Source organism: Bradyrhizobium sp. BWC-3-1, assembly GCF_032917965.1.
Classification (GTDB): domain Bacteria; phylum Pseudomonadota; class Alphaproteobacteria; order Rhizobiales; family Xanthobacteraceae; genus Bradyrhizobium; species Bradyrhizobium canariense_D.
Genome location: NZ_CP136625.1, coordinates 6,755,649 through 6,767,217 on the forward strand (window position 1 = coordinate 6,755,649; position 11,569 = coordinate 6,767,217).

At 61.6% G+C, this 11,569-nt stretch carries 12 protein-coding genes; 8 read left to right on the top strand and 4 right to left on the bottom strand.

The features are described from left to right. Window positions 1-522: 522 nt before the first annotated feature. Genes RX329_RS42090 through RX329_RS32530 form a run of 3 tightly spaced genes read left to right on the top strand, consistent with a single transcriptional unit; the run spans window position 523 to window position 1,654 of the window. Complete coding sequence (locus tag RX329_RS42090) at window positions 523-636, top strand: hypothetical protein (protein ID WP_410706532.1); 114 nt, start codon at window positions 523-525, stop codon at window positions 634-636. A gap of 41 nt (window positions 637-677) precedes the next feature. Further along, window positions 678-986: a hypothetical protein gene (locus RX329_RS32525; RefSeq protein ID WP_201263197.1), complete on the top strand. Its 309-nt coding sequence runs from the start codon at window positions 678-680 to the stop codon at window positions 984-986. Then, window positions 983-1,654, top strand: coding sequence for a hydantoinase B/oxoprolinase family protein (locus tag RX329_RS32530; RefSeq protein ID WP_240543206.1), 672 nt, complete (start codon window positions 983-985; stop codon window positions 1,652-1,654). The genes RX329_RS32525 and RX329_RS32530 overlap by 4 nt, the downstream gene beginning before the upstream one ends. Window positions 1,655-2,129: 475 nt before the next feature. Here RX329_RS32530 and RX329_RS32535 read toward each other — a convergent pair whose 3' ends face one another. Beyond that, on the bottom strand, window positions 2,130-3,017 hold the full coding sequence (locus RX329_RS32535; RefSeq protein ID WP_085358166.1) for a LysR family transcriptional regulator: 888 nt from the start codon (window positions 3,015-3,017) through the stop codon (window positions 2,130-2,132). 346 nt (window positions 3,018-3,363) lie between these two features. Here RX329_RS32535 and RX329_RS32540 point away from each other — a divergent pair, with 346 nt between their 5' ends. The 3 genes from RX329_RS32540 (at window position 3,364) to RX329_RS32550 (ending at window position 5,177) form a co-directional block, all read left to right on the top strand. Beyond that, window positions 3,364-3,537, top strand: coding sequence for a hypothetical protein (locus RX329_RS32540; RefSeq protein WP_317244819.1), 174 nt, complete (start codon window positions 3,364-3,366; stop codon window positions 3,535-3,537). Between the two features lie 202 nt (window positions 3,538-3,739). Next, window positions 3,740-4,489 (top strand): SDR family NAD(P)-dependent oxidoreductase, encoded by a 750-nt coding sequence (locus tag RX329_RS32545; RefSeq protein ID WP_085358164.1) that lies wholly within the window; start codon window positions 3,740-3,742, stop codon window positions 4,487-4,489. Window positions 4,490-4,799: 310 nt separating this feature from the next. Further along, complete coding sequence (locus RX329_RS32550; protein ID WP_161494809.1) at window positions 4,800-5,177, top strand: redoxin domain-containing protein; 378 nt, start codon at window positions 4,800-4,802, stop codon at window positions 5,175-5,177. A 480-nt stretch (window positions 5,178-5,657) separates the two neighbouring features. Here RX329_RS32550 and RX329_RS32555 read toward each other — a convergent pair whose 3' ends face one another. Further along, window positions 5,658-6,137 (bottom strand): MarR family winged helix-turn-helix transcriptional regulator, encoded by a 480-nt coding sequence (locus tag RX329_RS32555; protein ID WP_085358124.1) that lies wholly within the window; start codon window positions 6,135-6,137, stop codon window positions 5,658-5,660. Between the two features lie 155 nt (window positions 6,138-6,292). Here RX329_RS32555 and RX329_RS32560 point away from each other — a divergent pair, with 155 nt between their 5' ends. Then, window positions 6,293-7,621, top strand: a complete 1,329-nt coding sequence (locus RX329_RS32560) for a Rieske 2Fe-2S domain-containing protein (protein WP_085358122.1) — start codon at window positions 6,293-6,295, stop codon at window positions 7,619-7,621. Between the two features lie 5 nt (window positions 7,622-7,626). Next, window positions 7,627-8,679: an ABC transporter substrate-binding protein gene (locus RX329_RS32565; protein ID WP_085358120.1), complete on the top strand. Its 1,053-nt coding sequence runs from the start codon at window positions 7,627-7,629 to the stop codon at window positions 8,677-8,679. Window positions 8,680-8,691: 12 nt separating this feature from the next. On the opposite strand, the gene RX329_RS32570 is transcribed toward RX329_RS32565, so the two are convergent. Then, the gene (locus tag RX329_RS32570; RefSeq protein WP_085358118.1) at window positions 8,692-9,810 is read right to left on the bottom strand and encodes an ABC transporter ATP-binding protein; all 1,119 of its coding nucleotides are present in this window, start codon (window positions 9,808-9,810) and stop codon (window positions 8,692-8,694) included. A gap of 18 nt (window positions 9,811-9,828) precedes the next feature. Then, window positions 9,829-11,568: an iron ABC transporter permease gene (locus RX329_RS32575; protein ID WP_317244820.1), complete on the bottom strand. Its 1,740-nt coding sequence runs from the start codon at window positions 11,566-11,568 to the stop codon at window positions 9,829-9,831. Window position 11,569 lies beyond the last annotated feature (1 nt).

An 11,569-nucleotide genomic window follows, 5' to 3' on the forward strand; every position in this document is an offset into this window, starting at 1 on the left:
CGCACATCGCTGCTGGAACGTCTCGCCAAAGGCGTTCAACGCGCCGACAGGGCGAGAAGGCCTATCATCACTGCCAAATCGTTTTTCGGCAACTTGAGCTGGCTCAAATGGAGGGCGAGGGAACGGGCAGTCGCGCACACGCATCGTGGCGATTGGCATCCCCTACAGCGTCTATCTGATCCGGCCGCGGCCTTGTTGCGCCAACCCTGCGACGATCCCAATGTCGACTTTCGGAGTTATGGAAGAGCACAACGCAGATGTGGGAGCCATTTACTTTTGAACCGAATTGAAATTTGGACTATGATCACAGAAGGTGAGATGAATTCGGCCCATTCAGGTCGACGCGATCGTCGATGAGGAATTCCTTCTGGTACAATCCGCCGACACTCCAGGCGAGGCTCCAAAGTTGGGCTGGAAGAGTCATCGACAAGCCGGTCATTTTGGTCAAGGGGCAGTTGCGTACAATGCAGTTGCGTACAAGTGCAGGAGCGCTTTGGGCGCCACGGTCTTGAAGCACGCAACGTGCGGGAGATCGAGACCTTCAGCATGATCCCGCAATGTGTCGAAGCAGGCATAGGTGCTGCGATTCTCCCTGCTGGTTGGATCAGCGCCCTTGGCCAATGGCGCACCTCCTGAGCACGATTCCGCGATCCCGAGGTGAAACGGAGGCTGGCCATATGCCGGTCGGCATCACGTCGGCTGAACTATGCCGCCATATGCACGAAGGACTTCGTCCACCGGATAACAGCCGGACTTGGTTGTCAAAGGGCAATGGCAAGCGGCACATTTATTGCAGCCACCTGCGAATTGATGCCCGCGGCGCCGAGACCGAACGACGCTGGCCGAAGGATCTGATTCCCGTGAAGGTCAAAATCACCGTGGCTGGCGATCACATGGTGTTTGACTACACCGGGACCGCCAAGCAAGTCCCGGCGGCGTCAATTGCCCGCTGTCGGTCACATGCAACAGCACCTGGTTCACGCTGAAGGCCATCACCGACCACACGATCCCCATCAATCAAGGCTGCTATCGGCCGGTCGAGATCATCTGCCCCGAAGGCACGGTGCTGAACTGTACCTACCCTGCCTCCGTGGTGAGCGGGGTGACGGAAACTTCGCCGCGCATCATCGACATGCTGCTCAAGACGCTGGCGCCGGCCATTCCGAACCGGGTGGTCAACGACGCCGCCTGCTCCGGCATCTTCAGCGGCGAAGATCCGGATGAACGGCGTGTAAAGTCGCTTCACCGGAGATATGTCCAGCACATCGATCCGCACGCCGGCGGTTATGGCGCCCGGCCCGCGCTCGACGGCATCAACGCCATTCGCGTGCTGGTCGGCAATGCCGGTATCCAGTCGATCGAGCTGATCGAACATCTGGTGCCTTTGCGCGTCGAAAGCTGGCATCTCGTTCCCGACAGCGGCGGCGCTGGCCGCAACCCAGGCGAGCTGAGGCGGCTCAGGGGAATGGTGTCGATCATCCCCACGCGCTCTTCCGGCGAAATCACGCTCGCCAGGCCGGGGGTCAGGGTGTATCCGGGGCTCCGGAAACCCCGCTTGATGAGCCCGCAGTTGTCGCGGGGCAGTCCTATCGTCTGGAGGTGGCGACTGCCGGCGGCGTGCTCACCAAACAGTTCGAAGTGCTCCCCGCCGTGAGGAAGCCCATCGCCGAAGGGGAATGGGCGGTTGATGTGCCGGCGGCCTGGTCACGGCAGCCGCTGTCAGTCGCGTTCGGCAGGCTCATAGACAATGCGATACTCGATGACGAATTGGACGTTCGCGGTCCCGGTGGGGAGCGAGTGAACGGCGTTCGGCAACTCCTTGATGGTCGCACGCTACGGTTGGTGCCGGATTCACCGTGGAAGCGCGGGCCCCACCAGCTTCTGGCCAGCCCATTCCTTGAGGATGTGTGCGGCAACCGAGTGGGCGAGGCGCTCGATCATAGGGTGGCGAGCGTCAGCGATCGCGTGTCGCTGAATTGGTGTTCTTCACGAGATAGCCTGGCATCCCGCTGGGCGGGGAACCAAACGCGGCCAGGGTGGAGCGTAAGTCTTGCACTTTGCAAGCCCGATGGTCTTTATCGGCAGCGCGCCGAAGGGCGGTCGGTAGCGCGCGCTTCTGATCAAGATGCTCAAACTGGAAAGAGCATCCCTTGGAAATAGCTGACGAAGGCGCGCGCCTTCGCTGTCGCTATGCGGCCTGCCGGAAAAACCGCCCATAGGTTGATCGGAGGCAGCTCCCAGTCATCGAGCACCGCGATTACCGCGCCGGTTTTCAGCTCCGGTAGGAACATCCATTCCGAGGCCACCGCCAGACCGATGTCCGCGAATACGGCCGCACGCACGCCTTCGGCGGCGCTGACCCTGAGCCGGCTTTTGATGGCAACGGACGTTTCCGAGCCGCGTTGGCTGAACGTCCATGCAACATTGTCGCCGGTCTGAAGGTAGACCACGCCTTCATGGTCGAGCAGATCGGCGGGCAACGCGGGCGTTCCGGCGCGCGCAAAATAGTTGGGCGTGCCGACGACAAGTCGCCGTCCTGCACCAAGCTTACGGGCCGTCAGGCTGGAATTCGTAAGCTTTCCCATGCGCAACGCCACGTCGACGCCCTCGTCGATTAGGTCGATATTCCGGTCATCGAGGACGACTTCGAGATCCAGCCCGGGATGCTCCGCCAGGAATGCCGGAATCTTGGGTATGATATGAATGCTTGCGAACGTGGTAGCGGCCGAGATCCTCAATCTGCCAGTGAGGCCCGCACCTGCGCCGCGAGCTGCGAGATCGGCCTCGTCAGCTTCCTCGATCGAGCGTTTCGCCCGTTCAAAATAAGCCTGGCCCGCCTCGGTTGTTGAAAGCCCTCGGGTCGAGCGGGTCAGGAGTTTGGCGCCGAGCCGATCTTCAAGTTGCGCGACGGTCTTCGAGACCGCCGGCTGGCCGACGCGAAGCTGCCGAGCGGCGCTTGAAAAGGAGCCCGTTTCGACAACGCGGACGAAGGTTTCCATCGACGCAAGACGATCCACACTGACTCCTGACCCATTTTTCGTGCTCTGCCGACACTATGCCATCCACGCCTTCACTCCGACAGAATTTATTCCCTCCGAGCATGGGTCGTCTCGCCATTAGATGGGTCCCTATTCCGCATCAGAATGAGGGTTAGTCCCCTGAAAGCGGCTACTCCGCCACCACGCAGGCTGTATCTGAGAGATCGTATTTACCAATCAACGAGGCGATCATGACCACCTTCGCAGTCTTTATCCGCGATGAGACCACCAATCCGGCTGAACTCGAAGCGTATGGCCCCAAGTCTCAGGCGGCCGCGGCGGGTCATCCGCTCACGCCCCTCGCGATATACGGCGCGTCGAGGTCTTGGAAGGTCCTGCCATCGAATGCGCCGTCGTCCTCCAGTTCCCATCGATGCAAGACGCGAAGGACTGGTACAACACTCCGCCTATCAGGATGCCCTTCGCCATCGGCTCGCGGGCGCGAAGTATCGCGTCTTCTTTATTGAGGGGCTCGAGAGCGCCTGTCAAAACAGCTTAATAGCAGGAACTCGTGTAGCGCGACCGGCGTCCGTCGGTCGCGCTCTTGCTGTTATACGTGCGGCGGATTTGCATAGTCTCCCGAATATTCTTGGCAGGAATAAGGGTTAGTCGGAGCCGCTCTCTACCTCGAATTCCCGGATGCCGCCAAACCAATGCCAGCGACGACATGCCGTCGACGCATTGGCGAAGGGACAATTCAAATGTCGAGATTGCAGGGTAAAGTCGCCGTGATCACGGGAGGAAGCAGCGGCATCGGCCTCGCGACCGCAAAGCGGTTCGTCGAGGAAGGCGCGTATGTCTTCATCACAGGCCGCCGGCAGGGGGAGCTTGACAAGGCTGTGGCTGAGATCGGCCGCAACGTGACCGCCGTCCGCGGGGACGCCACCAATGAATCCGATCTCGACGCGCTGTTCGAGACCGTGGCCCGGGAGAAGGGCAAGCTCGACGTTCTCGTCGCAAATTCCGGCCTGATCGAGCAGGTCAAGCTCGAGGATATCAGCGCCGAGCACTTCGATCGCACCTTCGCGCTGAACGCCCGTGCGCCGCTGTTTACCGCGCAGAAGGCGCTTCCGCTCATGAAGGGCAGCGGCTCGATCGTGCTGGTGGCCTCGATCGCCGGCTACATGGGCTTCCCCAACCACTCGACCTACAGCGCCACCAAGGCGGCGGTCCGTTCCTATGCGCGGACCTGGACGGCGGAGTTCAAGGACTCCGGTCTGCGCGTGAACATCCTCAGCCCGGGCCCGATCGACACGCCGATCATCGACAGCCAGGCCGACACCAAGGAAGGGGCTGACAAGATCCGCGCCTTCTATGCGTCGGTCATCCCGATGAACCGCATGGGCCGGGCCGAGGAGGTCGCCAACGCCGCTCTGTTCCTAGCATCGGACGAGAGCAGCTTCGTCGCCGGCGTCGAGCTGAGCGTCGATGGCGGCATGGGCGCGGTCTGAGCGCTCCCGGGCGGCGGCCGGTCTACCGGCCGCCGCTGCGGACCAGCAAACGCCGCTCCTGCGCACGAGGATTAAACCATGTCGCTCCGCAATCGGCCCGAAGGTGCAGCAGAACAGGTCCGCCTCATCTGCGATCGGGAAGACGTCGCCTCCCTCGGCGGGGGCAAGCAGGAACTTGCCCGGTCTAAGGCGCTGAGCCGCGCTCTCAAGGCGGGCGCGCCCGCACCGAATTTCGTATATCGGACGCACGCCGTCCTGCCGTCACGCTGTTCCGCCTCCTGGAGGCAGGACCCGTGGTGCTGTCCTTCTGTTGGGGCAGCTGTGCCCCTACTGCAGCACATCGGAACTTCGGGCGCTCGCGACGGTCAATCTCGAGATCGAGCGCCTAGGAGCGCAGGTCGTAGCGCTATCGCCGGAGAAGCCGGACCGTTTAGCAGCGTACAACGACCTCCCATTCATTTTAGGTTGCGATCGCGCGTGCCGAGTAGCGCGCGCGTATGGCATCGACATTTCGTTGTATGAGAAGGCGCGTCAGGATTTCAGAAATCACGGTCACGCCCTTCCGGACGTGAATGCTTCGCCCGACTGGAAGCTGCCGCTTCCGGGCGCTTATGTGATCGACCGTTCCGGGACGATCGTGTTCTCGCATATCCGTGTCGACCAGCGGAGCCGCTTCGATTCCGCCTGAGCTGCTGCCAATTCTGGCGAGTCTCCAGCGTCGAGAAATCGGTGACGCGTTGTATCTGGAACCTGGTCTTGCACTTGGAAGACTGTCGTCCGAATAGCGCGCCTGCCGCCGTCTCGGGCGGACCGGCGGACGATCACCTTCATTGAAAACCGCCATTACCGCGGCATGAGGGAGTAACAGTTAACACCTAACTCAGGCGGTCGCCCTGTACCTCTAACTCCAGCGTGGACGGCCGGTTCTGTGCCGGTCGGTCGACGCACTCTAAGACTTGGAATAGTCGACTCCCGACCGGCGACTGTGACCGCGGCCCGCGCTGTCGGCGGGGACCTGTGCATCGAGGTTCTCCCGGCGAAATTGCGCGGCTGAGACGTTGACCGCGATCCTGAAGGGCTGGTCCCACGATGCGGCCTCACGGCAGGCCTCGCGAGCGGCATTCGGGCATTGTTGATCCTGAGGCTCTGAGGGTGTCGCCGGAGACCGCTATAGGAATTTCTCACGGCCCTGCGCTTTGATCTCGGTCTCCAATTGCTGATCCAGCTTGTCGAGGCTTCGCCTCAGGACCTCGACCTCGTGCGGATCGAGCGCAGCCATCAGCTTGCGCTCGACCCGAACAACGAATTTCTCGATATCCTTGTAGACTTTGCGGCCATCGGTCGTGAGGCTTAGGCTGGCGCGGCGGCGGTCCGCCTTATCCACGTCGCGATGAATCAACCCTCGACGCACCAGCAATTCGATCGAGCGCGCGACCTTGAACGCGTCGGATGAGGTCAATGTCGCAAGCTGGGTGGCCGTTAGCGGCTGATGTCGGGCGATGACCGCGAGGCTTCGCCAGGCCGGTATCGTCAGCTCGTAACGATCTTCGTACATGGGTGCGATGAAGCTGCCCAGCCGCGAAGCGATGAGACCGAACCGGTATCCGGTCCAGTTCTCGAGCGGGAGGATCGTGCTGACCTTATTCATCAAGAAGATTTGCTCGCGGTGATGGGAGCAGAACCATAACGAGCTGCACTGCACCACTCAACCGCTCGTTTTCCGGACGATCGCGTCATTGACGCGCGGTCAAATTACTTGCATTGTGCAAATAATAAGCATTCAAGAGATCTAGGGAGGACCACATGTCGAAATCGACTGACGGCCAGGATCTGACGCTGGTTGGCCCGGGTACGGTCATGGGCGAGATGATGCGGCAATACTGGATACCCGCCGCCCTTTCTTCGGAACTATCGATCGACGGCGATCCCATGCGCTTGATGCTGCTCGGTGAGCAGCTCATTGCGTTCCGAGACAGCTCGGGCCGCGTTGGTGTGCTCGATCATCAATGTCCGCACCGCTGTGCTTCGCTGTTCCTTGGCCGGAACGAGCAGGACGGAATCCGCTGCGTCTACCACGGTTGGAAGTTCGACGTCGAAGGCCGCTGCCTCGAAATGCCGAACATCCCGCCGCCGCAAGACTTCAAGGAAAAGGTTCGCGCAAAAAGCTACAAAGTGCGCGAATGCGCAGGCCTTATCTGGGTTTATATGGGCGCACGCGCCGAGGCGCCGCCGATGCCGATGCACGAAGCTCTGTTCGTTCCCGAGCAGGATCTGACCGTCACCATCCTCCAGCGCGAAGCCAACTGGCTCCAGGGCCTCGAAGGCGACATCGACACGTCGCATTTCGGCTTCCTGCATGCCGGACACATCAACCCTGATGATTTCGAGGAAGGCCATCCGGCCCGTCACACGGTGTCTAACCGAGCGCCGGAGTACAAGGTCACCGAGACCGACTGGGGCACGATGTACGGCGCCTTCCGTCCGGAAGCAGACGGTCGAATGCATTGGCGCATGGCGCAGTTCTCGCTGCCGTTCTGGACCCAAACCCCGAACGCCGACTTTGCCGACCACGTGGTCGCCAAAGCGTGGGTGCCCATGGACGACACCCACACGCTGCTGATCTCGATATATGGCGGCCGCGCCAAAGGGGCGACCTACTCCACCTCCAAGCTAAAGTCCGGCGGCGGTATTCCCGGGGCCGATGCTCTCGAATATCTCCCTAACACCACGGACTGGTATGGGCGCTGGCGTGCGGTCCAGAACGTCCGCAACGATTGGCAGATCGATCGCGAAGCCCAGCGGACCAATAAGATCTATACAGGAATCCGCAACATCGTCATGCAGGATCAGGCCGTAAGCGAAAGCATGGGGCCGATCGTCGATCACACCAAGGAACATCTCGCGCCAAGCGACGTGATGATCTCGCGGACGAGGCGGCGCCTGCTCAACGCGGCACGGGCATTCGCCAACAACGGCACCGTACCGCCTGGCGTCGACGATGCCGAGGTGTTCTGGAAGGCGCGGGCAGGTTCGTACTACGCTGACGCGAAAATTGACTGGCTCGAGGCCTACCAGGAGAAGCTGAAGACCGCCATCCGTTGGCGCGCCCCCAGCCCGCAAGCTGCGGAGTAGCGACAATGGCCACGCCGGACCGGGAGAAGCGCGCGCGCATCACGCGCCGCGCTACGGTGCTTGGACTGACGGCCGTATCGATCCTGCCATCGATTATGGCCACCGCGCGAGCGGAGGACGAATGGTCTGCGCTGGTCGCCGCCGCTAAGAAAGAAGGCCGCGTGGTGCTCTACAGCGCCTTCGTAGGCCTTGCCGCGCACAAGGAGCTCAAGAAGGAATTCGAGTCTGCCTACGGAATCACCGTGGACATTCTCGAAGCGCGCGCGAGCGAGGTCCGGGAGCGCCTCCGTATCGAGCAGGCCGCAGGCCGCAACGCAGCCGACGTCTCCGAGAACGGGCGGACCACGACCACGCTGCAAATCAAGGAGGAGCGAGTCTTCGAACCTCACGGCCCCCTCCCCAGCCTCGGCCGTCTCAAGAGGGACTTTCCAAGCGACGGCATGCGGCTCCCTGTCTTTGCCATCGTCTACGGCATTCTGGCGAATACCATGCTGGTCAAGCCGGCAGACGAGCCGAAAAGCTGGCTCGACCTGACGGATCCGCGCTGGAAGGGAAAAATCCTCACCGACGATCTGCGGACACTCGGCGGCGGCGGCGTGCTCTTTTCGGTCCTGCAAGACCTCTATGGGCGGGGCTTCCACGAGAAGCTTGCCCAGCAAGATCTGAAGTTCAGCCGGGAGATCCCTGCCAATGAGCGACGGGTGGCGCGCGGCGAGCTTCCACTCTACATCCCGGACAGCCTGACCTCGCTACTTGATCTCAAGGGCCTCCCGGTCAAGTTCATCGCGCCCAAGGAGGGGCTGCCCTATGTCGGCTACGATCTCGCGCTGCTGAAGAATGCGCCTCATCCCAATGCTGCGCGGCTTCTGATGGAATACTATCTGGGCAAGACGATGCAGCAGAGCCTTGCGAGGCTGGGGCTGCTGCCGACTACGGCGGACGCACTGACGGGTGTCGATCCGGCCGTGGCGCAAATCGAAACTTCGAAGCTTCTCGGCACAACGGATCCCGAACGTATGAACGAGATGCTGTCTTTGGCTCAACAGATCTATCGTTGAGAGGCTCCCGGCTTAAGGGACAGCGCCGGCCTGCTCCGGCACAGCCCAAGCCGACTGCTGCGGGACGACGACGGTCACATTGTCTCCGACGGAGAAGCCACCGAACGGCGGCGTGTCGACATTGAGGCGGCTACCGTCGGTCTGCACCACGACCGACCGGATCGGACCGCGGAAGATCGTATGCGCAATCTGTCCGGACCATCGGAGTTCGTGGTCACTGTGAGCCGCGTCCGGCGCCGCGATACGCGCGTCCTCGGGTCGAACCATGACGGTCACGGCCCGCCCGGGCCGCATCTCGCTTGCCGCCTCGCATGCACCACGCCAGCCCTTGCCGACGACGTTAAGCCGCACCCGGCGATCGTCGATCCGGGTGCAAGCCTCCACACTGGCCTCGAGCAGGTTCGGTGTCCCGAAGAAGGCCGCCACGATCCGGTTTGCGGGATAGCGATAAATCTCCTCGGGCGCTCCAATCTGCTGGATTTGTCCGCGATCCATCACGACGACGCGGTCGGACAACGCCATCGCTTCGGCCTGATCATGTGTCACGTACAGGCTCGTCATCCCGAGCCGTCTCTGGATCGAACGGAACTCGTCGCCCATCTGCAGACGTAGCTTTGCGTCCAGATTGCTGAGCGGCTCGTCGAGCAGCAGCACCTTGGGTTCGAAGACGAGCGCCCGCGCGATCGCCACCCGCTGCTGCTGGCCGCCGGACAGCGCCGGTGCCGGCCGCTCGGCAAAATCCTGCATCTCGACCAGGTGGAGTGCTCTGGCGACGAGATCGCGTATCTCGGCCGCGGATTTACGGCGCACCCGCAACGGATAGGCGACGTTCTCGAAGACGGTCATGTGTGGCCAGATCGCGTATGACTGGAAGACCATGCCGAGTCGCCGACGCTCCGACGGAACGAAAACGCCGCGAGCCGCATCGCTGACGACCTCGTTGCCGATGCTGATGCAGCCGCCGGAATTTTGCTCGAGGCCCGCGACCATCCGCAACGTCGTGGTTTTGCCGCACCCCGACGGCCCTAGCAGGGTGACGAACTCCCCCTCACTGACGCGCAAGTCGACGCCGTCGACCGCGATGAATTCGCCGAAGCTTCGGCTTACCTTCTCAAGAAGGACATTCGACATGGCGCAATCCAAGCCTGGTCACATTCCACCGATACGGTTGCTGATGAACTTGAGTTGAACCCATCGGAAGAGGATGACGAGAAACATCATGATGAGGCCGATGACACTGACCTGCTCCGCATTGCCGTTCGCCCACAGCTTCAGCAGCACGACAGACAACACCTCGGAGCCAACGGAATAGAGCAGAACGGATGCGCTCAGCTCGCGCATGATGCCGAAGAACACCAGCACCCAGCCGACCGCGAAGGAAGGCCACGCCAGGGCAAGGACGATGCGCCTCATGGTTTGCAGCCAGCTTGCGCCATGCACCCGGGAGCACTCCTCGAGGTCGAATGAAAGCTGCGCATATGCGCTCGACATGGCGCGCACCGAAAGCGGCGTCCCGAGCGAAACATAGGCCAGGAGGAGCGCCCAGATCGTGCCGTAGATCGGAATCCCGTGAGGCAGCAAGGCAAACCCCCACAGAAAACCGACACCAAGGACGATGCCGGGCATCATCCACGGCAGCCAGGCCATCGAATCGATCAGCAGCCGGCCGCGCCACTTCGTGCGAGCCGAGACATAGGCGACGGTTGCGCCGAGGAACATCGTCAGTGTGGCGCCGATGAGGCCCAGGAACATCGTGTTGCTGAACCCGCGCCAGAACTCGCTGCTGCCGAACACTGCCTGATAGTGCTCGAGTGTCAGCATGTCCCACTGGTAGAACCCGAAGAACTTGAAGAACGAGCCGATGATGAGTTGCCCGACCGGGAGAACCACCGTCACCACAAAGAACAGAACGCAAAAGGCAAAGGTTGCCCATCGCCATGCACCGAGTTTCATCACCGAAGGGGAATAGCCCTTGCCGGTGATGGTCTGAAAACTCCGGCCGCGCAGCATCCGCCGCTGCAGAACAACGATCAGGAACAACAGCGCCATAATGACGAAACTGCTCGCGGTTGCATACTGATATTGCGGCGGCGATCGTTGGTTGATCGAGTCATAGATGTCCGTCGTGATGACGTGGATTCCTGCGGGTGAACCAAAGAAGAGCGGCGACTCGAAATTCTCGATGCCGCGAATGAAGCTCAGGATCGCCGCACCGGTCAGCGCGGGCAACATAAGCTGCAATGTGACGGTGCGAAAAGTTCGAAGGCGTGACGCGCCGCACATGGTCGCCGCCTCTTCGAGGCTCGGATCCATCGCCCGGAAGGCGTCCACGATCAGAAGAAACAGGAACGGCACCGAGTACTGCATCATGTGCCAGACGACGCCGCCATATGAATAGACGTTGATCGGCCCCGTCTCCCATCCCGTGACCCACTGATAGAGCTGATTGAGCAACCCGACTTGCGGATTGCCGAGCATGCCCCATGCCATTGCGGTCAGGATTGGGGGAATGAAGAACGGCAGCGTGATCAACACTTCCAGAGCCCCCCGGAACGGCGTGTCGGTCCGCGCTAAAATCCAGGCGAGCAGGACGGCCAGGATTACCGAAGGGATGGTCTTGGCCAGGGATATGCCGACGGTGTTGAGGAGCGTCACCGCGCTTTGCAGCGTGATGACATCGCGATAGCCGTCCAGATTGAAAGTGCCGGCCATTCCCGGAGGTGTCGAATGCAGGCTTCCATAGAGCAGCATCGACAGCGGATAGACGGAAAGGAAGGCGAGAACGGCGACGAGCAGAGCGAGAGCCGTAACGCGGCCTGCTGCAGTTGCCTGCAGCCACCGCCCGATCCCCCTCAGGCCCGGCGTACGCCTCTCGACGAGGTTATTCACT

Bases quoted from the DNA above. Each gene is read 5' to 3' on its own strand.
- RX329_RS32525 (WP_201263197.1), top strand. From the start codon at position 678: ATGCCGGTCGGCATCACGTCGGCTGAACTATGCCGCCATATGCACGAA.
- RX329_RS32565 (WP_085358120.1), top strand. From the start codon at position 7,627: ATGGCCACGCCGGACCGGGAGAAGCGCGCGCGCATCACGCGCCGCGCT.
- RX329_RS32545 (WP_085358164.1), top strand. From the start codon at position 3,740: ATGTCGAGATTGCAGGGTAAAGTCGCCGTGATCACGGGAGGAAGCAGC.
- RX329_RS32570 (WP_085358118.1), bottom strand. From the start codon at position 9,810: ATGTCGAATGTCCTTCTTGAGAAGGTAAGCCGAAGCTTCGGCGAATTC.
- RX329_RS32555 (WP_085358124.1), bottom strand. From the start codon at position 6,137: ATGAATAAGGTCAGCACGATCCTCCCGCTCGAGAACTGGACCGGATAC.
- RX329_RS32560 (WP_085358122.1), top strand. From the start codon at position 6,293: ATGTCGAAATCGACTGACGGCCAGGATCTGACGCTGGTTGGCCCGGGT.